Source organism: Wolbachia endosymbiont (group A) of Dendrolimus pini (assembly GCF_964026835.1).
In the GTDB taxonomy this organism is placed as follows: domain Bacteria; phylum Pseudomonadota; class Alphaproteobacteria; order Rickettsiales; family Anaplasmataceae; genus Wolbachia; species Wolbachia pipientis.
Genome location: NZ_OZ034702.1, coordinates 213,154 through 235,579 on the forward strand (window position 1 = coordinate 213,154; position 22,426 = coordinate 235,579).

General features: G+C 35.5%; 16 protein-coding genes and 5 pseudogenes. 9 read left to right on the top strand and 12 right to left on the bottom strand.

The features are described from left to right. Positions 1-9: 9 nt before the first annotated feature. The 4 genes and pseudogenes from AAGD66_RS00985 to AAGD66_RS01000 form a co-directional block, all read right to left on the bottom strand. A complete protein-coding gene (locus AAGD66_RS00985; RefSeq protein ID WP_264339118.1) occupies positions 10-1,335 on the bottom strand; it encodes an IS4 family transposase in 1,326 nt (441 codons plus the stop codon). 89 nt (positions 1,336-1,424) lie between these two features. Then, positions 1,425-1,685, bottom strand: a pseudogene (locus tag AAGD66_RS00990) (DUF2924 domain-containing protein); the annotation flags it as partial. Between the two features lie 4 nt (positions 1,686-1,689). Next, positions 1,690-1,821 (bottom strand): annotated as a pseudogene (locus tag AAGD66_RS00995) (ankyrin repeat domain-containing protein); the annotation flags it as partial. A gap of 13 nt (positions 1,822-1,834) precedes the next feature. Then, positions 1,835-2,561 (bottom strand): annotated as a pseudogene (locus AAGD66_RS01000) (IS5 family transposase). Between the two features lie 92 nt (positions 2,562-2,653). Here AAGD66_RS01000 and AAGD66_RS01005 point away from each other — a divergent pair. Further along, positions 2,654-3,835, top strand: a pseudogene (locus AAGD66_RS01005) (IS4-like element ISWen1 family transposase); the annotation flags it as partial. Positions 3,836-3,863: 28 nt separating this feature from the next. On the opposite strand, the gene AAGD66_RS01010 reads toward AAGD66_RS01005, so the two are convergent. Continuing rightward, positions 3,864-4,723, bottom strand: a protein-coding gene (locus tag AAGD66_RS01010) for an IS630 family transposase (protein WP_341814422.1) whose coding sequence is annotated in 2 segments (ribosomal slippage) — positions 3,864-4,399 and positions 4,399-4,723 — 861 coding nt in all. Because the reading frame shifts where the segments join, the coding sequence is not laid out codon by codon here. Between the two features lie 55 nt (positions 4,724-4,778). Between AAGD66_RS01010 and AAGD66_RS01015 the strand changes: the two are divergent. Beyond that, positions 4,779-4,931, top strand: a pseudogene (locus tag AAGD66_RS01015) (IS4 family transposase); the annotation flags it as partial. Positions 4,932-5,089: 158 nt separating this feature from the next. On the opposite strand, the gene gatA reads toward AAGD66_RS01015, so the two are convergent. Continuing rightward, complete coding sequence (gene gatA, locus AAGD66_RS01020) at positions 5,090-6,559, bottom strand: Asp-tRNA(Asn)/Glu-tRNA(Gln) amidotransferase subunit GatA (RefSeq protein ID WP_010962643.1); 1,470 nt, start codon at positions 6,557-6,559, stop codon at positions 5,090-5,092. A 389-nt stretch (positions 6,560-6,948) separates the two neighbouring features. Here gatA and mtaB point away from each other — a divergent pair, with 389 nt between their 5' ends. Further along, the gene (gene mtaB, locus AAGD66_RS01025) at positions 6,949-8,175 is read left to right on the top strand and encodes a tRNA (N(6)-L-threonylcarbamoyladenosine(37)-C(2))-methylthiotransferase MtaB (protein ID WP_010082135.1); all 1,227 of its coding nucleotides are present in this window, start codon (positions 6,949-6,951) and stop codon (positions 8,173-8,175) included. A 66-nt stretch (positions 8,176-8,241) separates the two neighbouring features. After that, positions 8,242-9,153, top strand: coding sequence for an outer membrane protein (locus tag AAGD66_RS01030; protein ID WP_070357048.1), 912 nt, complete (start codon positions 8,242-8,244; stop codon positions 9,151-9,153). A 7-nt stretch (positions 9,154-9,160) separates the two neighbouring features. On the opposite strand, the gene AAGD66_RS01035 is transcribed toward AAGD66_RS01030, so the two are convergent. From AAGD66_RS01035 to AAGD66_RS01045, 3 genes are all read right to left on the bottom strand, one after another. Then, positions 9,161-10,648 (bottom strand): type II secretion system protein GspD, encoded by a 1,488-nt coding sequence (locus AAGD66_RS01035; RefSeq protein ID WP_015588942.1) that lies wholly within the window; start codon positions 10,646-10,648, stop codon positions 9,161-9,163. Positions 10,649-10,782: 134 nt separating this feature from the next. Further along, complete coding sequence (locus tag AAGD66_RS01040) at positions 10,783-12,147, bottom strand: ankyrin repeat domain-containing protein (RefSeq protein WP_341814481.1); 1,365 nt, start codon at positions 12,145-12,147, stop codon at positions 10,783-10,785. 788 nt (positions 12,148-12,935) lie between these two features. Next, the gene (locus AAGD66_RS01045) at positions 12,936-13,610 is read right to left on the bottom strand and encodes a septal ring lytic transglycosylase RlpA family protein (protein WP_010082236.1); all 675 of its coding nucleotides are present in this window, start codon (positions 13,608-13,610) and stop codon (positions 12,936-12,938) included. Positions 13,611-13,636: 26 nt separating this feature from the next. Here AAGD66_RS01045 and murC point away from each other — a divergent pair, with 26 nt between their 5' ends. The 4 genes from murC to fumC all read left to right on the top strand — a co-directional run bounded on the left by murC (position 13,637) and on the right by fumC (position 19,209). Then, positions 13,637-15,133, top strand: a complete 1,497-nt coding sequence (gene murC / locus AAGD66_RS01050) for a UDP-N-acetylmuramate--L-alanine ligase (protein WP_264724235.1) — start codon at positions 13,637-13,639, stop codon at positions 15,131-15,133. 4 nt (positions 15,134-15,137) lie between these two features. Continuing rightward, complete coding sequence (gene eno / locus AAGD66_RS01055) at positions 15,138-16,412, top strand: phosphopyruvate hydratase (RefSeq protein WP_264724234.1); 1,275 nt, start codon at positions 15,138-15,140, stop codon at positions 16,410-16,412. Continuing rightward, positions 16,400-17,422 carry an Obg family GTPase CgtA gene (cgtA, locus tag AAGD66_RS01060; protein WP_264724233.1) on the top strand — a complete coding sequence of 341 codons (1,023 nt, stop codon included), beginning with the start codon at positions 16,400-16,402 and terminating at the stop codon, positions 17,420-17,422. The genes eno and cgtA overlap by 13 nt, the downstream gene beginning before the upstream one ends. 392 nt (positions 17,423-17,814) lie before the next feature. Then, complete coding sequence (gene fumC / locus AAGD66_RS01065) at positions 17,815-19,209, top strand: class II fumarate hydratase (RefSeq protein ID WP_077188081.1); 1,395 nt, start codon at positions 17,815-17,817, stop codon at positions 19,207-19,209. Positions 19,210-19,403: 194 nt separating this feature from the next. Here fumC and grxD read toward each other — a convergent pair whose 3' ends face one another. Together grxD and AAGD66_RS01075 are read right to left on the bottom strand one after the other, a co-directional pair. After that, positions 19,404-19,727, bottom strand: coding sequence for a Grx4 family monothiol glutaredoxin (gene grxD, locus AAGD66_RS01070; RefSeq protein ID WP_006280013.1), 324 nt, complete (start codon positions 19,725-19,727; stop codon positions 19,404-19,406). A 15-nt stretch (positions 19,728-19,742) separates the two neighbouring features. Continuing rightward, positions 19,743-19,961, bottom strand: a complete 219-nt coding sequence (locus AAGD66_RS01075; protein ID WP_006280012.1) for a BolA/IbaG family iron-sulfur metabolism protein — start codon at positions 19,959-19,961, stop codon at positions 19,743-19,745. Between the two features lie 158 nt (positions 19,962-20,119). Here AAGD66_RS01075 and AAGD66_RS01080 point away from each other — a divergent pair, with 158 nt between their 5' ends. Then, entirely contained in the window at positions 20,120-20,998 is an 879-nt protein-coding gene (locus AAGD66_RS01080) for a P44/Msp2 family outer membrane protein (protein ID WP_264724232.1), read from the top strand. Positions 20,999-21,012: 14 nt separating this feature from the next. Here the strand turns inward: AAGD66_RS01080 and AAGD66_RS01085 are convergent, their stop codons facing one another. Beyond that, the gene (locus AAGD66_RS01085; protein ID WP_155969552.1) at positions 21,013-22,335 is read right to left on the bottom strand and encodes a malic enzyme-like NAD(P)-binding protein; all 1,323 of its coding nucleotides are present in this window, start codon (positions 22,333-22,335) and stop codon (positions 21,013-21,015) included. Between the last annotated feature and the right edge of the window lie 91 nt (positions 22,336-22,426).

The following is a 22,426-nucleotide window of genomic DNA, read 5'->3' on the forward strand; positions in this document are numbered from 1 at the left end:
CGCGTCAAGTTAAGAGATTGTGAGCAAATTTAGAGAGGTTAAAGTGGATACTCTAGCCCTTCTACGTTTGTCTTTTAATGAAAATCGCGACCAAGTTATAGTGAGTTTTTTAAGAAATGCTTTTAAACTATTAATTTTGGTTAATACTAAAAATAACTCTCTAACCCGCCTTTTTAGCTCAATAAATGCCTTTGTTAAGCTAAGTTCTGTATTCTTTTTCACTTCTGTGCAACCAACTATGCCGTGAAATATAAGAATTGCGCACAATTTAGCATATAGTTCACATAATACTCTGCATGGCTTTCCTTTTAGCTTATCAAGCCTGATATGGCTTTTATACAATTTAAATAATAACTCAATTTGCCACCTTACTCTGTAAATCGTTAATACTTGCTCAGCACTAATTTTATTTTCTGGAACATTAGTTATAAATATTGACCAGTTCAACAATTTTTGATTTCTTTTAGAGGATGTATATCCCTGCGATCTTGCTAATCTATTAGCTTTCCTTCTTCTGGCCATAGACTGTTCTTCAGTTAGTTTCTGACATATAATTCTTACTCTAATTTTTGCTTCTTTTCCTAACAATACCTCGTTTTCTAAAAATAACTTATCCTCTAAACATTCTAATAACTCCATTTTTTGATTTGTTTCTACATCATATATGTTGGTATCGGATTTATAACGACTTATGAAATAAGCTCCTATTTCATTGATTTGTTTAAAAGAACTTGGCACAAAATAACCGAGATCAGATATTAGCAAATCATTGCTTAATATATTACTTAAATGTTTCCTATATCCCTGGTCTGATCTTACCCCCTCCGTTAAATTAAGTTGGTCTATTATCTGATTCATGTAGTCGAAAACTAATTGTAACTTTATTCCAGACTTAGTATTGCTTTCATAGCCACTGTAGCTAGTACCATAACCTTTATACATCTCTTCCATACTGTTAGGTAGAGTAATATAGCTACTGTCCAATAATTTAACACTATTAAATTGCTGTAAGATTTTGCAATCAACTTGCAAGATATTTTTAAAGAGAATCACAGATTCATTATACATCCTTTTCATAAATTCCACTGCTTCTTCAGTAAATCTAAAATCCAAACCTTGTTTTGTTATATCTATCGAGTCCTCGTTTAGTAATTGACACATTGTTTCTACGCTACAATTATCAACTCCTATATTACCCAAGACCATGGCTTTTACGAATGATGAACCTTTTAGCTTTCTCTTTCTTTTTATAAACCTTGTTGTAATTGAGATTTTCTCTGCTTTTTCATTAAAAAATTCTTTGAGCTTTTTTGATAAGCAAGTTATTTTATTCATTGGTTCTCTCACTAAAAGTATATCTGGGAGAACTTATACCTTATTATTCTATCTCTTTCATACCTTTATTTCCTTAACTTGACGCGTATGGTTCCCTCTACTGGCAGTTTATCGCTACTTATTCTTTTTCCCTTCTCTAGCCGATCTGCCAGATACTCTAGTCTTTTTGTCCCCTTTCTTGACATTTCTCCATACGCTTTTTCCTGCATTCTATAAGCTAATCTTGGTATCAGATATTTCTTTGAGTATCTAGGCGCCTCTTCCCCAAATACCTTCTTCCACGTTTTTCTCAGCTCACCCAAAGGTTTTCTCTCTAAATTCATTACTTTCTTTTCTATTTCTTCCTCCATATTTTTAGCCTTTCATAAATAACTTTTCAATTCTGTCTGTTTCTTTCTTTAATACCTCGGTTACTTCTTTACTATAATCCATTGCTGTCATTCCAAATTTATCCGCTTGCTCTATTTCTCCTCCAGCTTTCACTAGGCAGTGTCGACATTTATTTTAACCAAAGATAAATGCCAGCAATGTGAACAAAAGACAGAAAAGCTATGGCCAATTTGTCGTAGCGTGTAGCAACTCTGCGGAAGTGCTTGATTTTGTTGAACATCCTTTCGATTAAGTTTCTCTCTTTATACAATTCTTTGTCATATTCTCTTGGTGTTTTTCTGTTGGAACGCGGTGGGATTACTGGCTCAGCATTTACAGCTTCTGCAGCCTCAATCATATAATTTGCGTCATACCCTTTATCGGCAATAAGTGCCTCCATGTTCTTGCCTTCTATCAGGTCTAAAGCTTTTACGTAATCCGATCTTTGCCCTGCAGTAACAAAGAATCTCAGTGGGTTGCCCAAAGCATCACAAGCAGCGTGTAATTTGCTTGAAAATCCTCCTTTGCACCGTCCCAGCTCTTGTTCTTGTCTACCAGTTTCCACATTTTTTTCTTGCACCAGCAGCATGTTGATGTGCCCTGATTATTGTTGAGTCTATCATGAGCCACTCTGTGTCTCCATTAACAGCTAATGTGTTGAAAATCATCTGCCAAACACCAGATTTTGCCCACCTTATAAAACGTTTATGTACACTTGACCATTTTCCATACTCAGCCGGCAATGCTCTCCATGTTGCTCCTGTTCTACCTATCCACATTATTGCAGCTACGAATCTCCTGTTATCTTTTGCGCTTCTTCCTCTATCTCCTTCCTTACCTGGCAGACTGTTTTTTATTCCATACGCGTCAAGTTAAGGAAATAAAGGTATGAAAGAGATAGAATAATAAGGTATAAGTTCTCCCAGATATACTTTTAGTGAGAGAACCAATGAATAAAATAACTTGCTTATCAAAAAAGCTCAAAGAATTTTTTAATGAAAAAGCAGAGAAAATCTCAATTACAACAAGGTTTATAAAAAGAAAGAGAAAGCTAAAAGGTTCATCATTCGTAAAAGCCATGGTCTTGGGTAATATAGGAGTTGATAATTGTAGCGTAGAAACAATGTGTCAATTACTAAACGAGGACTCGATAGATATAACAAAACAAGGTTTGGATTTTAGATTTACTGAAGAAGCAGTGGAATTTATGAAAAGGATGTATAATGAATCTGTGATTCTCTTTAAAAATATCTTGCAAGTTGATTGCAAAATCTTACAGCAATTTAATAGTGTTAAATTATTGGACAGTAGCTATATTACTCTACCTAACAGTATGGAAGAGATGTATAAAGGTTATGGTACTAGCTACAGTGGCTATGAAAGCAATACTAAGTCTGGAATAAAGTTACAATTAGTTTTCGACTACATGAATCAGATAATAGACCAACTTAATTTAACGGAGGGGGTAAGATCAGACCAGGGATATAGGAAACATTTAAGTAATATATTAAGCAATGATTTGCTAATATCTGATCTCGGTTATTTTGTGCCAAGTTCTTTTAAACAAATCAATGAAATAGGAGCTTATTTCATAAGTCGTTATAAATCCGATACCAACATATATGATGTAGAAACAAATCAAAAAATGGAGTTATTAGAATGTTTAGAGGATAAGTTATTTTTAGAAAACGAGGTATTGTTAGGAAAAGAAGCAAAAATTAGAGTAAGAATTATATGTCAGAAACTAACTGAAGAACAGTCTATGGCCAGAAGAAGGAAAGCTAATAGATTAGCAAGATCGCAGGGATATACATCCTCTAAAAGAAATCAAAAATTGTTGAACTGGTCAATATTTATAACTAATGTTCCAGAAAATAAAATTAGTGCTGAGCAAGTATTAACGATTTACAGAGTAAGGTGGCAAATTGAGTTATTATTTAAATTGTATAAAAGCCATATCAGGCTTGATAAGCTAAAAGGAAAGCCATGCAGAGTATTATGTGAACTATATGCTAAATTGTGCGCAATTCTTATATTTCACGGCATAGTTGGTTGCACAGAAGTGAAAAAGAATACAGAACTTAGCTTAACAAAGGCATTTATTGAGCTAAAAAGGCGGGTTAGAGAGTTATAGCATTTCTCATAATAGTCCGAACAGGTCATAGGAAGGCAGAATCAACAGCATGACGAAAGGATTCGAATAGAGGAATGTTTTTCCTGGCTCTGTTTTTTATAGCAAACCAATGATGCTCAATTTTGTTGAAATCTGGAGAATAAGGCGGCAGATACAAAATTTCTGCACCAACCCCTTTAGCAAGCTCGATAATCTTATCAGACTTATGAAAAGTAGCATTGTCAAGAATGACAGTCTGTCCAGGTTCCAAGATCGGTGTCAAAAATTGCTCAAACCATCCATTAAAAACATCCATATTACAGTGGCCTTCAAAGGTTAACGGAACAACTATCTTTCTTCCACTTAAGGCTGCAACCATACTGATTCGTTGAGTTTTCTTTCCAGATTTTAAGGCATAAAACCGCTGTCCTTTCTGGCAATATCCGTAGGGGTAGTCTTCGGTGTTATCAATGCCAGACTCATCTATATACACTAAGTTTTTAGGTTCTTTTGTCGCTATAATTTTCAAAAATTCAGCACGTTTTTCTTCGTTTCTTTCCTTGTATCCATATGTCTTTTTTTGCGCGTAAATCCAATTTTTTTAAGGGCTCGATAGATCGTTTGGATACTAACGTTGTTCCAAAGTTTAGCCATTTCCGATAGAGTCTTTCCTCCGTGTTCTCTGGCAAATTTGGCAAAGGTATCCCAGTCGGTAATTTTGTGATTGTAACCCCCATTTCCAAGTTTTTTTGATTGAAAGTCTCCTGTTTCTTTTCTTCTTTGCTGCCACTCCCATAAAGTAGTTCGTCCAATCTTAAATCTTGCTGCCACTGTTTCTCTGCTTTCTCCTTCGTCTAGCGCTTCCATTGCTTTTTTTCTTAAATCATAACTATATGCTGCTGGCATTCAACCTCCTTATCATCATCTACCCTTATCCTATCACATCCGGACTTTTATGGAAAGAGCTATATTTTTAGTATTAACCAAAATTAATAGTTTAAAAGCATTTCTTAAAAAACTCACTATAACTTGGTCGCGATTTTCATTAAAAGACAAACGTAGAAGGGCTAGAGTATCCACTTTAACCTCTCTAAATTTGCTCACAATCTCTTAACTTGACGCGTATGGTTTAATTAAGTGTGAACTGTTACACGAAAATTTTGTAAACAGATTAATATACCCTGTTTTTGCTATTCATCTAAAAATGGAACCATAGAGTACGTTGAGGAGCGTAAGCAAATTTTAATGCAAAAATTACTATCAAAAAATAGATTATGCAAGAGGTCTAATTATTCTGCCGCAATTTTGCTCTATCACACTTGCCACATTTAATATTCCAGCTTCATCATAATAATTTCCAATCACTTGCAAGGCAAGTGGTAAACCCTCATTGGAGAGCCCAACAGGAACAGAAATAGCAGGCAATCCTGCCAGACTTGCCGGCACAGTAAACACATCATTGATGCACATAATTAGCGGATCTGGCTTTTCATTTAAGCCAAAAGCTTCTGTTGGAGCAGATGGCACAAGTATGTAATCTATTTTTTCAAACGCTTTTATAAAATCATTTCTGATTAATGCCCTGATACACTGTGCTTTTTCGTAATATTCATTGTAATGACCTGAGGAAAGCGCATAAGCGCCAATTAAAATTCTTCTTTTCACCTCTTTACCGAAACCTTCTGCTCTTGTTAGTGAATACATTTCTTCAAGGGTATCAGCATCAACCCTGAACCCATAACGCACACCGTCATAACGAGCAAGATTGGATGAAGTTTCAGCAGAACAAATTAAATAATAGACTGGTATTGCATATTTAGTATGTGGCAGAGTAACGTCAACAACTTCAGCGCCATTTTCTTTTAAATAGGAAGCAACTTTCTCCCAATTATGGACTATTTCCTCTGAAATTCCATCCATCCTATATTCTTTTGGTATACCAATACGCTTACCCTTGACATCACCATTTATAAAGCTAGAAAATTTAGGCACTGGCTTTTCGCTTGATATTGAATCTTTTGTATCATAGCCACAGATTGCTTCCAGCATTAATGCTGAATCAGAGACAGAACGAGTAATGACTCCTGCTTGATCTAGAGAACTCGCAAATGCAATCATACCAAAACGCGAGCATCTTCCATAAGTTGGCTTTATTCCAACCACTCCACAATAAGCTGCTGGTTGGCGCACAGATCCACCGGTGTCACTCCCTAGTGCTCCAGCGCATAAAAATCCAGCCACCGATGCTGCAGATCCACCAGATGATCCACCAGGAACAACTTTTTCCCCATCGCTTTTTCTAATCCACACATTTTCAACAGGGCCAAAATAGCTATTTGTGTTCGCAGAACCCATAGCAAATTCATCCATATTAAGCTTACCGAGCATGGCTGCTCCACTTTTTAAAAGCAAGTCAGACACCGTAGATTCGTAAGTCGGAACGAAATTTTCCAGCATTTTTGAGCATGCTGTTGTTTTTATTCCTTTTGTACAGAATAGATCTTTGATGCCAACTGGTACACCCATGAGCGGCGAGATTAAATCATCCTTTTGCCTAGAGAAATGTTCATCTGCAGCTTTAGCAGCTTTCATTGCTATCTCTGGGGTTTTTGTTATAAATGCATTTAATTTCTCATTTTCAACCGCACTGATGTGCGCCTCTACGAGTTCAACGGCAGAAAAACTCTTTTTTTTGAGCCCGTCATGCATTTGTGTAATACTTAACTTTCTTAGTTCATTCATCAATATTTAATTTTTAGCAAGACGTTAATTATAACATGGCACGATAAAAAATCCATACATTTATAGTTACAGCTAGAAATGTAGCTAAGGTAACTTAGATTCACCGACAATCGTCATCCCGCTACTTGTTAGCGGCTAAGAGATACCGCAGCGGTATGACGTAGAAGCTATACTTTTATACTCACCAACTCAGTATCCAATCCGGATTGTATCTTAAAAAGGTCAAAAGACTATAATAAGCAAAGGAGTGATACTGTGTCTGAGTGAAAATCGTTGAGATCCCAGTGTCTGCTGCTTGCATAGCATTTATTTACAAAAAAATAGTCATGCAAGAGACTTTGCTTGGATATTTGATATAATTTAGGTCTATTAAAGCAAAAAATACTAACATGAATGAAGTGATAACATTTGGTTGTCGTCTAAATTTTTACGAGAGCGAGTTAATCAAAGAAGCATTAAAAAAAGCAAAGAGAGAAAATGTTGTTGTGGTGCATAGCTGTGCAGTGACAAACGAAGCAGAACGTCAGGTAAAGCAAAAGATACGTAAGATTTACAAAAATGATCCAAATAAAGAAATTATCGTAGTTGGTTGTGCTGTTCAGTTGGATCCAGAAGTTTACAGTAGCATTCCTGGTGTAAGTAAAGTGCTCGGTAATCAAGATAAGCTAAAAGCTGAAAATTACTTACTAAATGACGATAAAATCTTGGTCAGTGATAACCAAGTAGAACCTGTTCTAATTAATGGATTTGAAGATAAGTCAAGGGCATTTATTGAAATTCAAAATGGTTGTAATCATAGCTGCACATTTTGTTCAATTACTGAGGCAAGAGGGAATAATCGATCTGTGCCAATAAACAGTATTATAGAGCAAATCAGGATCTTTGTAGAAAATGGATATCAAGAAGTAGTGTTTACAGGGGTTGATATTACTGACTTTGGTACAGATTTGTTGGGTAAGCCATCACTTGGTTCAATGATTAGGAGAGTTTTAAAGGATATACCAGAGTTGAAGAGGCTAAGACTTTCCTCTATCGATGTTGCTGAAGTTGACGACGAATTAATGGATTTAATAGCTAATGAGTCAAGACTTATGCCTCATTTACATTTGAGTCTACAATCTGGTAATAATTTAATACTAAAGAGAATGAAGCGTCGTCACAACAGAGAACAAGTGATAGAATTTTGTCATAAAATGAAGAGCTTGAGGCCTAATATAGCATTTGGCGCTGATATTATTGCTGGATTTCCAACAGAAACTGATGAAATGTTTCAGGATACAGTTGATTTACTGAAAAAAACAAATATAGTTTACCTACATGCTTTTCCATATTCAGAGCGGAAAAATACACCTGCTGCACGAATGCCACAAGTACCAGAGAATGTGCGTAAAGAACGAGTAAAAAATTTAAGAGAAGTAAATAAAGAAATTATGAGCAGTTTTTGTCAATCCTTGATCAACACTAAGCAAAGTGTTCTGGTTGAGCAAAATAATGTCGGTAGAGCAGAAAATTTTGCATTAATAAAGCTTGAATCAAAAGCTCAAGCCAAGAGTATTGTGAAAGTTAATGTTAAAGGAGTGGAAAATAATTATCTAATTGGAAATATTTTTTCTTAATTTTTGTACATTGAAGAAATATACGATATAGTAATTATACTGTAAATGATAATTGTGAATTCATTTATGATAACTAGAATATCTATTACTTTATTTTTGATTTTCATTTCATGTGTCTATTTTTTTATTACTTATATTAGTAATGATACACACATTGAGCAAGTACAACCCTTAAAATTAGAAACAGACAATAATAAAAGTGTGATACGTTCTGAGGAGGTTACTGCAAAAGAAATACCAATAAAATATCAAGAACTTGAAAGTAGTCCACCTTCTGTTTTCCAAGTAGCTGATCAGAAAAATATGTGGTCACGTATTGCAGATCAAGCTGAGCCTACAAAAGAAAAATCAAAAAAACTTGATTTTTATGTTAGCGCTAACGGTGGTAAGGTATACCATGATAATTCAGAAATATTTGTAAAGGGTATACAAGAAATAGGAAAAAGAGTCCTAACTTTAGTTGAAAGTCATTATGGTTTTATAATAAAAAATATAGTGGCAGATGAAATTAAAAGTATACAGCAATTTGATGGTAAAATTGATTTCCAGTGGTTTAGCAGCATGTCTTTAGGTTACTATGCTGGAGAAAATGGTAAAATTGATTTTGAAGCCGCGTATTCTATAGCCAATATTGAAGATAGTAATTCTCCTCCGGTATTTGATAAATCAGCAAGTATATTTGCGTTTTTGTTAAACTTCTATTATAATCCCAGCGTTCAGGATACACAATTTGCTCCGTACATCGGTCTTGGTATAGGACCAACAGTTTTTAGATTAAAAAGGATTAATGGGTCACCCCAAAATTCAATGCCACTGAATGTTCCTTGGTTTGCTTATCAAATAAAACTTGGTGTTGATTATTCAATAATCCCAGAAATCAAAACCTTTCTCGGCTATCGTTACTTTAGCGTTCCGATACCTGTTGCAGATGACATATCTACTCACAATATTGAAGTTGGTTTGATATTTAATTTTTAGTGATAATTTAATATATATATAAATTCTTATCTTTTCTATCTAACAAACCAAATGTTGGTACGATTGTTGCTTTTAAAAAAATGACAGTTTCTACTGTTCTAATATTATTCGCTAGCCTTTTTGATTTCTGATGCAATAAGCTTTGCTTATCTTCTCTATGTTCTATAAGCCCGCCGATTACCATAATTTCACCGCTCTTAATTTTTAACATAGAGTTCATTTCTCTGATTTCAACAATTGGAATGTCGCTATTTAATTTCATTTTACTCTGCTGTGCGACGTACTCTATATCTGGATCTTTAGTGTAGCCGTTAATTCTTGATAAAGTTGGATGTATATCCATGAATATTTCACTAGTATCAATGTTAATGCTTGGGTGGATTATTAGCACAACACCTATTGGGACGCTATTCATCTTGGTAATTAAGGTCTGATTAGAGTTTCTAGTATCTTTTTGTATATCGGAGGTAAAATAAATATGGTTTTTAGTAAATGAAATCATCGCTTGCTGATTATTTATAGCATGTACTCTGGGGCTTGAAATTACAGTTGAAGTGCCAAATTTGTCTAAATTTTTTACTAAATCTCCTAGATCATTTGCACCAAAGTTCATTGCTAGGTTAATAATGGAGTTATCTTGATTTATTATAGACTTAGTTCCATCTTGTAAGTCATTTAAGTTCATACCAGAAAGGTATTTGTCATCTAGCACAACTTCAACTATTTTTGCCTCTATCATTACTTGAGAAGACGCTAACTTCTTAACCTTATTAATATATTCTTCAACAGCTTTGTGGATATCTTTTCTAGCATTCAAAATAATAACACCAGCTTCTCTGTTGGATGAAAGGAATTCGCCATCATCCACCCCGTTAACATCCATTATTGCATTCAAGCCTTTTTCTAATGAATTCCATAAGTCACTACTGTATTGAGACTTCATAACATTGTTATAGTCCCTATCAACGTTACTTCCATCACTGTTAGTAATATTGTTATTAATGACGAAACTGCTTTGAGCAGAATGTTGAATATTGATGAAGTCTACGTAATAATTTTGTGCGTATGGCAAGTCCTGCTCAATTCTAATTACACCATTACTTGTTGAGTAACGCAGTTTGGCGCTATTTGCTATACTCTGAATTACTTCGTTTATATCCTTATCTTTTAGCTTTAAAATAATATTACCTGATATTTTTGGGTCCATATCCAAGTTAACGTCAGAAAGTTTTCCTATCTCAATCAGCAAATCCTTTACTGATACTTCTTCACTAACATTAATAGAAATAAGCTGATTACTGATTGTGAGATCGGGAAACTCTATTGGTAAAGGCATAATTTCTGGTATTGCCGGTTCATTAATCTCCAAAGAGGTGTTATATTGTTGCAATGGATAATCGTGCTTATAATTGTCTATGTTAATAGGATATTGCTTGGTAGGTAGATGTGTGCAAGAAATAATGAAGAGGAGTATTAAGCATTTAAAAATAGCCATTAGAACAGCATACAAAATCTATACTAATAGATTTCTATAAAAATATTAAAAATGTATTTAATCTCATTTTCATCGAGCAGATAATTGTCGTGTATTAGCTTTGGCTATGTATTTTTTGTATACTCTTCTTGTACTTAAATGTAGACCAGCATAGCCCTAATTTTTTTATATATTTTACTTCTTTCTCTGTATTTAATAATAGGCTTGAAAATAAATGGTAAGCCTATAATTGTTAAGCTTAGAGCTAGGGTTGAAAGTATACAACAGGCTTTGTGTTTACTATGTAGCTCTTTCAGGTAAAGCATCAAAAATCTACAAAATTTTTTGTAATTTTCTTCGATGTTTTTTTTGCTATGAGCCTTGCTAATGAACATATCTATTGCGGTATGACCGTTATTGCACTTAATGTTAAGGTCTGCACCTTTTTCTGTTAACAACTGAGCTATATCAAAATAATCCTTTTGAACAGCAAGATGTAGAGGTGCAAAACCTTGTTGCTCACAAATGTTCATATTGGCTCTAACTTCCAATAACATTTTCACAATTTGTGTATGGCCTTTTTTAACTGCGAGTAGCAAGGGAGTTCTGTTACATTTAGTAACAGCATTAACGTTTACCTTAAGCTTCAATAAGAGCTTAACTGTTTTAGTGTTACCATTATGGCTAGCTTTATGCAGCCTAGCGTTACCATTAAAATCTTGATCGTTTGCTTCTATTCCCTTTGAAACAAGAAATGTTACCATTTTTCTATTATTATGCTCAATAGCGCAATCTAACGCATCAAAACCATGGTTGTTTTTTGTGCAAAAAAACTCTTTAAGTTTAATTTTATCGTTACTTGCTTGCTGTTTTTTTGCAATAAGTTTTACTATTTGCATTTTGTTGTTATACGCTGCTAGGAAAAGCGTAGTGTTATTTTCTGCATCTTTGGCTTCTATATTTGCACCTTTCTTTATCAGATATTCTATAATTTCTGCTCTGCTGTCATAATGTGCAGTGCATTGATAAATGGTTAAAAACAAAGGAGTACGAAAATTGTTATCTTCACATTCGAGATTTGCTCCGCTATCAATTAAAATTTGAACACTTTTTTTAGAACCGTATAGTGAAGCTATATGAAGAGGAGTATAGCCCTCTTTGACATCTTTTTCATTAATTTTTGCGCCTTTTGTTATCAAAAAATCTATTAATTCCTTGTCATCTTGTAGTGCAGCAAGGTGCAGTGGAGTGAATCCATTTTTATCCTTGGAATTAATTGTCAGTTGGTTAACAAAAAGTTTAGCAACTTTCTTGTGTCCATGCATAATGGCGTAATGCAGAGGGTTTCTATTTTCGTTGTCTACGACATTGAAATCAGCTTCGTGCTCTAGTAATGACTTTACTCCAACTAAATCGCCTTCTTTTGTGAACTTATGCAAGAGAGTGATTCCACTTGCATCTTTTGAGTTAATATCAAATCCATTTTCTACTAATTGGTTTATATCTTCCTCACGCGCCATATCACTTAAATCTCTAATTAAACTCTTTTCGCGTTAATAATACTCCTACTTGATTAAGTTTAAATGAATCTGTGAGAAATGGCTAGTGCATTCTTGCATAACAAACTTTTGGCAGCGCATTGGATGAAACGAAAAACTTACTTGACAAACTCCGCCAGCCCTCTTATCATGAAACTGAAGCTATTTATTTATCTTCGCAATCTCTGCAGTGGATTAATGACAAAAAACTTAATGTATTTGGCGTAAATCATGCTTAATTTTTTGCACTATGTGCACCTCATGTCTTTATAAAACTTTTAGGTTTCTACCTATACAAGCCGAAACGCGCTTATAAAGTGTTTAAGACAGTAAAAGACGTCAAATAGACAAGGGAGAATTTGAATACTAGCTACCCTAGGGTTTCTTTGCCTTTTTTTTCATTTGGTAAATTTCTTAATATTTATAGCTAAACGACAACTGTCATTCCTGTAAAGGTCAAGTATCCCGCTACTTGTTAGCGGCTGAGATACCGCGAATGAATCGCGGTATGACGGTTAGCGGCGACATGACGTAGGATTGCTGTCATTTCGCTACGTGTTAGCGGCTGAGATACCGCGAATAAATCGCGGTATGACGGTTAGCGGTGGCGTGACGATAAGCTCGTCATTCCGCTACGTGTTAGCGGCTAAGAGATATCGCGGTGGTATAGCTATAAATTGTTGATATCTTTTTTATATCACATTTTTAACTTACAATAGTTAGCCAGCGTTCCTTACATTAACCAAATCTTTCAAATTCTGCACTCACCACTACCTATAACTCACTTTCACGCAATATTGATCGTTCTTAAAAAGCAATCTAACATTTTTTATTCCTTGATTGCGAAGCTTTGATGCAGCTGATTTAGCAGCCTGAGCACTTTTAAAAAATGCAACATATCCCTTACTTTCTGCACTGTCTTGTTTCGGATGACGTTTCTGCATTTCTTTTTCATATTGCTTTCTGTAATGAGGAGTATTTTGTATCAATTGTTCTGACATCTTTCTTAGGTATTGAACTTTTACTTTTGCAAGCCCAGATTTATGAAATCCTAAGACTTGAGCTGCTTTTTCTGATAAGTCTATTATTCTGCCTTCAATAAAAGGCCCTCTATCGTTAACCCTTGTAACAAGCTTTCTTCCATTTTCTAAATTAGTGACAAGAACAAAGCAGGGTAAGGGCAAAGTCTTATGCGCTGCAGAGATCAAGTGACGGTTAAACGCTTCACCATTTGCTGTAAGTGTGCCATGATCTTCTATTCCATACCACGATGCTATCCCTATCTCTTCATAGTGTTTACAGTTTTTTGGATAATAAGTTATACCATTTATTGTGTAGCTGCTGCCAATTTTATAATGACCTGCAGTGCAGTTAAACCTGTTGCTAAAACTGCAGCTACTTATCAAAACAAATATTAGACATAGAAAGGTTAGGTTTTTTATCATTGTATTCGGTAAGAGGGTTCGATACTATGAGGATTTTAAATTATACTATAATAAATTTAGTAATGAGTAAACATCTACTGCTAAATATTAACAAAACTCAAAAAGGAATAATACATATTATTGGTATAGGTGGAATCGGAATGAGTGCCATTGCTGAAATTCTTCACAATTCCAATTGCAAAGTTCAAGGCAGTGATGCGCAGTCAAACAACAATGTAGATAGATTACAAAAGCTGGGTATAGAAGTTTACATTGGTCACAATGCTGATAATATAAGCCAAGCTCAAATAGTTGTATATTCTTCTGCGATAGAATCTGATAATGTGGAGTTAATTGCGGCAAAAAATAACAATAAAATCGTTTTGCATAGATCAGACATGCTTGCTGAACTTTTAAGAGATAAATATGTGATAGCGGTTTCAGGTTCAAGCGGAAAGACAACAACAACCGCTATGATTGCTTCCATTTTTGATCATTCTGGCATTGATGCGACTGTAACTGTAGGAGGGATATTAAATTCCTATAAGAGCAACTTCAAACTTGGAGGGAGTGACACTTTTCTGATCGAGGCTGATGAGTCTGATGGAACTATGCTAAAAATCCCTGCAAAGATTGCTGTCATAACAAGTATCAACAATGACCACATAGATTATTACGGCACATTTGATAATATCAAAAATGCATTTTCCCAATTCGTGAATAATGCAGGTTCTGCAGTTTTACCTGATTCTGTAGACATCGATTATGATGCGGGTAATTCTATAACGTTTGGGTTTGAGAATGGTAGCATAAGAGCCAGCAACATTAAACAGCATGCTAACAGCATAGAATTTGATGTGTTGAACAACTGGATTCCAGCATTACGTGCTGGAATGACAAAAGGAAAGTGTACAGAGATGTCATCCCAGTGCGTGACACTGGGATCCAGCCCTTTAAAAAACATAGTACTATCAAATGCAATTGGAATTCACAAAGTAAGCAACGCCCTAGCTGCAATATCAGTTGCGATAAAGCTCGGAATTAGCGATGCAGATATTAAAAAAGGCCTTTTGGAATTTCAAGGAGTAGCAAGAAGATTCTCTTTGATTGCCGATATTAAAGGTGTTAAGTTAATTGAGGATTATGCCCATCATCCAAATGAAATATATGCAACTTTAACGGCTGCACGTTCGATTACTAAAGGAAAAGTAATAGGAATTATCGAACCACTTCGTTTTGCCCGCATTCGTAATTTTTTTGATGAATTCATACGAATTTTCATGATGTTTGATTATGTCATCCTCACTCCTGTTCATCCCCCAGAAGACAAGCCTATTCCTGGTTGTGGGATTGATGATATACAAAAAGCTTTAATCAGTAATGGATTTAATAACACAAAAATTATGAATGATGCTTTGCTCATTTCACATTTTATTAGTGATTCGACAAGTCCAAGTGATATAGTATTATTTATTGGTGCTGGTAGTAATATAGCTAAATTGGCAAAGGAAACTGCAGCACTTATTGCGGAAGTTAAGGTTTAATGTAATGAATAAGATAATCAATAACGTATTTGCAAGAGAAATTTTAGATAGCAGGGGTTACCCCACTATTGAGGTAGAAATTGAGCTCTGTGATGGTGCAATAGGCAGGGCATCTGTACCTTCTGGAGCTTCAACCGGTAAATTAGAAGCCTTGGAACTCAGGGACCAAGATGAGAAAAGGTATTGTGGTAAGGGAGTGCTGAAAGCTGTTCAAGCTGTAAATGGGATAATAGCAGATGAAATCATTGGAATGAATGCAGCGGACCAAAATGCAATTGATAAAGCATTAATTGAACTGGATGGAACAAAAAACAAATCAAAACTTGGAGCAAATGCAACTTTGGGTGTGTCTCTTGCAGTTGCAAAAGCAGCAGCAAACAGTTTCAAAATGCCGCTATATAGATATTTGGGAGGAAAGCAGACGAGTGTTATGCCGGTTCCACTCATTAACATAATTAATGGTGGAGTACATGCAGACAATAAGCTCGATTTCCAAGAATTCATGATTCTTCCGGTCGGTGCTGAGACTTTCAGCGAAGCGATTAGAATATCTGCGGAGGTATTCCACAACTTACGTAGCATTCTTAAGAAAAAAGGTTATAGCACAAATGTAGGGGATGAAGGTGGTTTTGCACCAAATATTGAAAGTACTGAAGAAGCACTTGATTTGATCATATACGCTATAGAATCAGCAGGTTATTCAGCGCAAAGTGATTTTGCACTAGGCCTTGATGTTGCTTCATCTACTTTTTATGAAGATGGAATTTACGAATTTGAAAGTAAGGGACTTACTTCAAAAGAATTGACTGAATACTATTGTGACCTTGTGGAAAAATATCCAATAATTTCTATAGAAGATGCAATGAGTGAAGACGACTATGAAGGTTGGAAATTACTTACTGCAAAATTGGGGAGTAAAATTCAATTGGTTGGGGATGATTTATTTGTTACAAATTGTGAACTAATAGGCAAAGGAATAGAAGAAAAAATGGCAAATGCTGTACTGATCAAGCCAAATCAAATAGGGACGTTAACAGAAACTTTTGCTGCAATTGAAATGGCAAAATCAAATGGCTACAAAGCTGTGATTTCTCACCGCTCAGGTGAAACAGAAGACACAACAATATCTCATATAGCAGTTGCATCAAATTGCGGGCAAATAAAAACCGGATCGCTATCGCGTTCTGATAGGCTTGCGAAGTATAACGAGCTAATCAGAATAGAAAGCACATTAGGAAAGGATGCTAAATATTATCGTGGGTTAGCATGGGTTTTATAGACGAAGTAAAATTGTGTTTAAAAGCCGGTGACGGTGGTGATGGCTGTGCAAGTTTTCGTCGAGAAAAGTTCGTTGAATTTGGTGGTCCAAATGGTGGTAATGGAGGAAAGGGTGGAAACATAGTTTTCATCAGCGACGCTAATCTCAACACTTTGCTTCATTTTCGTTATAGAAGACACATTAAAGCAGATAGTGGAAAAAATGGTGCAGGCAGGGATAGATCTGGCACAGCAGGGAAAGACGTTATACTTAAAGTTCCAGTCGGTGCACAAATAATTGATGAAGAAAGTGAAGAGATAATAGTAGACCTTGACAAGCCTGGTATGGAATTTCAAGTAGCACAGGGTGGAAAAGGTGGACTTGGAAATACTAATTTTAAATCTTCTACTAATAAGGCACCAAGACATTTTACTTACGGTCAGCCTGGCGAAGAAAAACATGTATTATTAAAACTAAAAGTTTTATCAGATGTTGGAATTATTGGCATGCCAAACGCAGGTAAATCAAAATTTTTGACTCGCTGCTCAAATTCCGATACAAAAGTAGGCGATTATCCATTTACCACCGTAAGACCCCACTTAGGTGTGACAAAAGTGGATGATAGCGAAGTTGTAATAGCAGATATTCCTGGAATAATTACTGATGCTCACCTTGGAGTTGGGCTCGGGCATAAATTTTTAAAGCACATAGAAAGGTGTCAAATTTTACTTCATTTAATCGATGTAACTCACGATGACGTTGTTTCGGCTTATAGTTGTATCCATAATGAATTGGAACTTTACAATAGTGATCTTGTTGAAAAAGAAGAGATTGTAGTATTAAACAAATGCGACTTATTGAGGGAAGCAGAAATTCTGGAAAAGAAGAATCACCTAGCTAATTATCTCAATAAAGAAGTGCTGTGCTTATCAATTAATGGTGATTTACAGCCTATTTTAAGATTATTAAGTGAAAAATTGAAAAAGAGTAATTCTAAGGAAATCGATGTATATGATCCTTTTAAAGCGTAAATTTTCTATTTATGGATGTACAAGAATGGTAGCGTGCAACCAGAACTAAGCGTACAGCTGTGCAAACATCGTGATTTGAGTCCACCAGAAGGGTGTCATCCCAGTGCCCAGACACTGGGATCCAGGAATTTTATTAAGTTGGTAAGCATAAAAGTAGCCGTTTTATGTTAAAATACAACGTTTTGATGATTATGAAAAGGCTGGATTCCAGACTGGAATGACACCATCATAAAGTGAATCAGTGTCAGCTACTTGCATCTACCATGCAAGTTACCTGAAAATTGCAATGTTCGTACACTTGACTACTTGGATCTAGTATGATTTAATTAACCAAGAAGTAGGCATGAAAAAATTATGTAGTGAACCAGTTTGCATAACACCAGGAGGAAAATATGGATAGAAAGACGAGAATAGAATCAGACAGCTTAGGGGAAGTAAAAGTACCAAGTGAACATTACTGGGGAGCGCAGACTCAGCGTTCTTTAGAAAATTTTAAGATTGGCACAGAAAAAATGCCAGAGCCTCTGATTAAAGCATTAGCAATAGTAAAACTTGCAGCAGCGCGTGTTAATATGAAACATGGTGTTATAGATGATAGGGTAGGGGACGCAATTTGCACAGCCGCGAGGGAAGTAATAGATGGCAAATTTAATAATGAATTTCCGCTTGTTGTTTGGCAAACCGGATCCGGAACGCAGACTAATATGAATATGAATGAAGTGATCAGCAATCGTGCAATAGAGATTTTAGGTGGTAATTTGGGTAGTAAATCTCCAATACATCCAAATGATCATGTGAATTATGGTCAGTCGTCAAATGACACCTTTCCAACAGCAATGCATATAGCAGCAGCAGACCAGATAAACCGCTTGCTTATTCCAAATCTTGAAAAATTGCATAAGGTGCTGGATAATAAGGTTCAGGAATTTAAAGATATAATAAAAGTAGGACGTACTCATCTGCAAGATGCAACGCCCCTAACACTAGGACAGGAGTTCTCTGGCTATGCAGTCCAGATTAAAAAGGGGATAGAGAGAGTAAAATCAACTTTAAGTGATATATATGAGCTTGCACAAGGTGGCACTGCAGTTGGCACGGGACTCAATACTAAAAAGGGTTTTGCTGAAGATTTTTCAAGCCAAGTTGCAGAAATTACTAACCTTCCATTTACTTCAGCAGGCAATAAATTTGAAGCGCTAGCAGCAAATGATGCTTTAGTTGAGCTCAGTGGAACACTCAATACAGTAGCAGTCAGTTTAATGAAAATTGCAAATGATATAAGGTTGCTTGGTTCTGGTCCAAGATGCGGAATTGGGGAAATAATGTTACCGGAAAATGAGCCTGGTTCTTCAATTATGCCAGGTAAAGTGAATCCAACTCAGTGTGAAGCGGTGACTATGGTATGCACTCAAGTTATGGGAAATCATGTTGCTGTAACCATTAGTGGTTCAAACGGTCATTTTGAATTGAATGTGTTTAAGCCAGTGATAATTTACAATGTTTTGCAGTCTATAAGACTTTTAGCTGACGCAAGTTTAAATTTTACAGAAAAATGTGTAGTTGGTATTAAAGCAAATGAAGAGAGGATAAAAGATTTACTGAATCAGTCGTTGATGTTGGTCACTATATTAAATACGCATATAGGGTACGACAATGCAGCAAAAATAGCGAAGCTTGCTTATAAAGAAAATATCACTCTAAAAGAAGCAGCAGCAAAACTTCAACTGCTCACTGAGGAAGAGTTTGAAAGGATAGTGAAACCAGAAGAAATGGTAAATTATTTGTAACCGCTCACACTTAATTCTTCAATCTCACTAATAGAAAGGCCAGTAAACTTGACAATAGTGTTAACATCAACATTATTATCTTGCTTTGTCTACCTTATTTTGCCGCTCCCCTGAACGGATACGATTTAAGACATAAGATCCTTTTTCATAGCTATACTACGTTATCCAGCGTCTGGGCACTGGTTTCTTGGTACTTATTCCGCAATAATTTTTTTTTCCTTCAATAAACTTTGCAGTTCGCCTTTTTCGTACATCTCGCGAGTGATGTCGCAACCACCAATAAACTCTTCCTTTATATATAATTGTGGAATTGTTGGCCAATCAGAAAACTTTTTTATAGATTCACGTATTTCATCATTCTCCAACACGTTAATATACTTAAACTTCACGTTCAATTTTTTTAGGATTGACACGACGAGTCCAGAGAATCCGCATTGAGGAAAATCAGAAGTGCCTTTCATATACAATACCACATCATTTTCTGTTATATCTTTTTTTATTTGTTCAAAATTGCTCATAAATTCACCTTATTTTTAAGTATTAGTTTCCAGTTGCAAGGCGTGTATAGACTGACCTTCCAGAGCTTTATATACCATTTTATGCTGTTCTATTTTTGTCTTTCCAAGAAAACACTTGGAGTTTATTTTTAAATGATAATGGTCATCATCTCCAGCAAGATCATGAATCTTTATATCAGCGTCGGGGAACGATTGTTTGATGATCCTCTCTAATTCGTGAATTGCAATAGTCATTGATTTGCTTTAAATTACAATACTTTCATTATAAATCTAAAACGATTGAGCGCAATAAAAAGTTGCTATCATAAAAAATAGAAGCATACTATAATAATGGAATGACAAGTTATGCAGGGAGGCTTTGTGGTGGGCGAAAGATTTAAATTCACATATCTTTGGTTTTGCTAACTTTTTCATTTAGGTGCTTATCTTACGATGATAAAATAAATAACTTAGAGAATGTTTACATCAAAGCTAACTATTTTGGAGCATTCTTCAATGCAATAGGTTCTCTAGAAGGAAAAGAAGATGCAGGTGACAATATAACAGAGGGGGTTTTTAGTTTTAATAAGAAGGAGCGAATTGAAGCTGGATACAGTCCTAAATATGTTCCAGGGTTTGCCGGTAGTGCTGCAATAGGGTATTTATTCAAAAATATGAGAGTTGAGTTTGAAGGCTTATATTCTCAGACTAACTTATATGATGAAGATTATTCAGATAAGAAAAAAGCAAGATATATTGAACTTCGTCGTCACAATGATGCGTCTACTGGAGCGGAATGCAATTCACCTTGGAGAAGTGGAAAGGTTGATATTCACATTCAAGAAAATTGTAGTGTTGAAGCAGAGTTCAGAGCTGCATTTAAGATGAAAAATGAAGGTTTTAATAACTTAGCTGGAATGGTCAATGTATATCGTGATTTTAATATAGCAAAAATGCCATTCACCCCATATGTTGGTATTGGTGCAGGTGTAACTAGGGTTAAATTTCTAGGAAAAACCAGATATGCCTTGGCTTACCAAGCAAAACTTGGTATCAATCACCAACTTACAGCACAAACTCAAGCATTTGCTGGTTTACGCTATTTTGGTATCCTTGATAACCAATTTAAAGATATTGTACCAGGAATAAAGATACTAGCTGGTGAAGGATATATTCCTGCCGGTGGAGGAAGTAAAGTTGATGAAACTGCACGTGTTGAATCAACAACTGCAACCATTACCAATAGGTTTGGCATATATGGCTTAGAGTTTGGGTTGGTTTATCACTTTTAACTTTATCCAATAAATTACATATGTGAAGATAGTAAATTCAGCGTACTGAGAACATTAGAAAGACGAGATTTTAATTGATTTTCATATTTACTCCAATCTTGTATTGCCTTTCTTGCAACACCTGAATCAACTGCGGCTTTTGCAACAGCAGGAGCTACTATAGAAATTAATCTTGGGTCAAATGGAGTAGGTATTATATATTCACGTCCATAGCCCATTTTACGACCGCCATAGACTGCAGATATCTCACCTGGTACTGGCTCACGGGCAAGCTTTGCTATTGCATCTGCAGCTGCAATTTTCATTTCATCATTTATTGTTGTTGCATGTACATCAAGTGCCCCTCTAAATATATAAGGAAAACCCATTACGTTGTTGACTTGGTTGTTGTAATCTGACCTACCAGTTGCAATTATTGCATCTGGCCTCACAGATTTTGCAAACTCAGGCCTTACTTCTGGATCGGGATTGGCAAGAGCAAAAATAATCGGGTCTTTGCCCATACTCTTTAACATCTCTTCATTTAACACATCTTTTGCAGATAGTCCGATGAATACATCAGCGCCTTTTATTGTATCAAGTAGAGAACGTTCGGAAGTATCAATTGCATATTTTTCCTTCCACTCATTCATGTCCTCGTTTCTACCTTTGTATATTACTCCTTGCTTATCACACAGCACTATATTTTTAGCGCCCATGGACTTTAGTATTTCTAAACATGCAATACCGGCTGCTCCAGCACCATTCATAATGATCTTAACGTCCTCTAATTTCTTTCCGACAATATCAAGAGCATTTTCTATACCAGCTGCAACAACCACTGCAGTTCCATGCTGGTCATCATGGAACACTGGAATATCCATCAGTTCATTCAGACGTTTCTCTATTATAAAACAATCGGGAGATCTTATATCCTCTAAATTTATCCCCCCCCAACTTGGCCCAAGGTACCTTACTGCATTGATAAAATCTTCTATATTTTCTGTACCAACTTCTATATCAACTGCATCAATATCAGCAAAACGCTTAAATAAAACAGCTTTGCCTTCCATGACAGGTTTTGCAGCAAGAGGACCGATATTACCAAGTCCAAGCACTGCAGTGCCATTTGAAATGACAGCAACACAGTTGCTTTTTGCCGTATAATCATAAACAACCTCAGGATTTTTAGCTATTTCAAGGCACGGAGCTGCAACGCCAGGGGAATAAGCAAGTGACAAATCATACTGGGTAGATAAAGGTTTTGTTGGCATGATTGAAATTTTACCAGGTTTACCACCTCTACTGTGATAATTAAGTGCCTCTTGTTTTGTGGTACTATCTAAATCATCGTTCATCATTACATCCTTATATTTTAAGCTTGTATTTTTTAAGTATATGGAGTTTTTATAAATGTTCAATTGTAAACTATTAGCTTGTGAACTCTGG

Excerpts from the sequence above, each read along its gene's own strand:
- AAGD66_RS00985 (WP_264339118.1), bottom strand. The coding sequence starts at position 1,335 with ATGAATAAAATAACTTGCTTATCAAAAAAGCTCAAAGAATTTTTTAAT.
- gatA (WP_010962643.1), bottom strand. The coding sequence starts at position 6,559 with ATGAATGAACTAAGAAAGTTAAGTATTACACAAATGCATGACGGGCTC.
- mtaB (WP_010082135.1), top strand. The coding sequence starts at position 6,949 with ATGAATGAAGTGATAACATTTGGTTGTCGTCTAAATTTTTACGAGAGC.
- AAGD66_RS01030 (WP_070357048.1), top strand. The coding sequence starts at position 8,242 with ATGATAACTAGAATATCTATTACTTTATTTTTGATTTTCATTTCATGT.
- AAGD66_RS01035 (WP_015588942.1), bottom strand. The coding sequence starts at position 10,648 with ATGGCTATTTTTAAATGCTTAATACTCCTCTTCATTATTTCTTGCACA.
- AAGD66_RS01040 (WP_341814481.1), bottom strand. The coding sequence starts at position 12,147 with ATGGCGCGTGAGGAAGATATAAACCAATTAGTAGAAAATGGATTTGAT.
- AAGD66_RS01045 (WP_010082236.1), bottom strand. The coding sequence starts at position 13,610 with ATGATAAAAAACCTAACCTTTCTATGTCTAATATTTGTTTTGATAAGT.
- murC (WP_264724235.1), top strand. The coding sequence starts at position 13,637 with ATGAGGATTTTAAATTATACTATAATAAATTTAGTAATGAGTAAACAT.
- eno (WP_264724234.1), top strand. The coding sequence starts at position 15,138 with ATGAATAAGATAATCAATAACGTATTTGCAAGAGAAATTTTAGATAGC.
- cgtA (WP_264724233.1), top strand. The coding sequence starts at position 16,400 with ATGGGTTTTATAGACGAAGTAAAATTGTGTTTAAAAGCCGGTGACGGT.
- fumC (WP_077188081.1), top strand. The coding sequence starts at position 17,815 with ATGGATAGAAAGACGAGAATAGAATCAGACAGCTTAGGGGAAGTAAAA.
- grxD (WP_006280013.1), bottom strand. The coding sequence starts at position 19,727 with ATGAGCAATTTTGAACAAATAAAAAAAGATATAACAGAAAATGATGTG.
- AAGD66_RS01075 (WP_006280012.1), bottom strand. The coding sequence starts at position 19,961 with ATGACTATTGCAATTCACGAATTAGAGAGGATCATCAAACAATCGTTC.
- AAGD66_RS01085 (WP_155969552.1), bottom strand. The coding sequence starts at position 22,335 with ATGAACGATGATTTAGATAGTACCACAAAACAAGAGGCACTTAATTAT.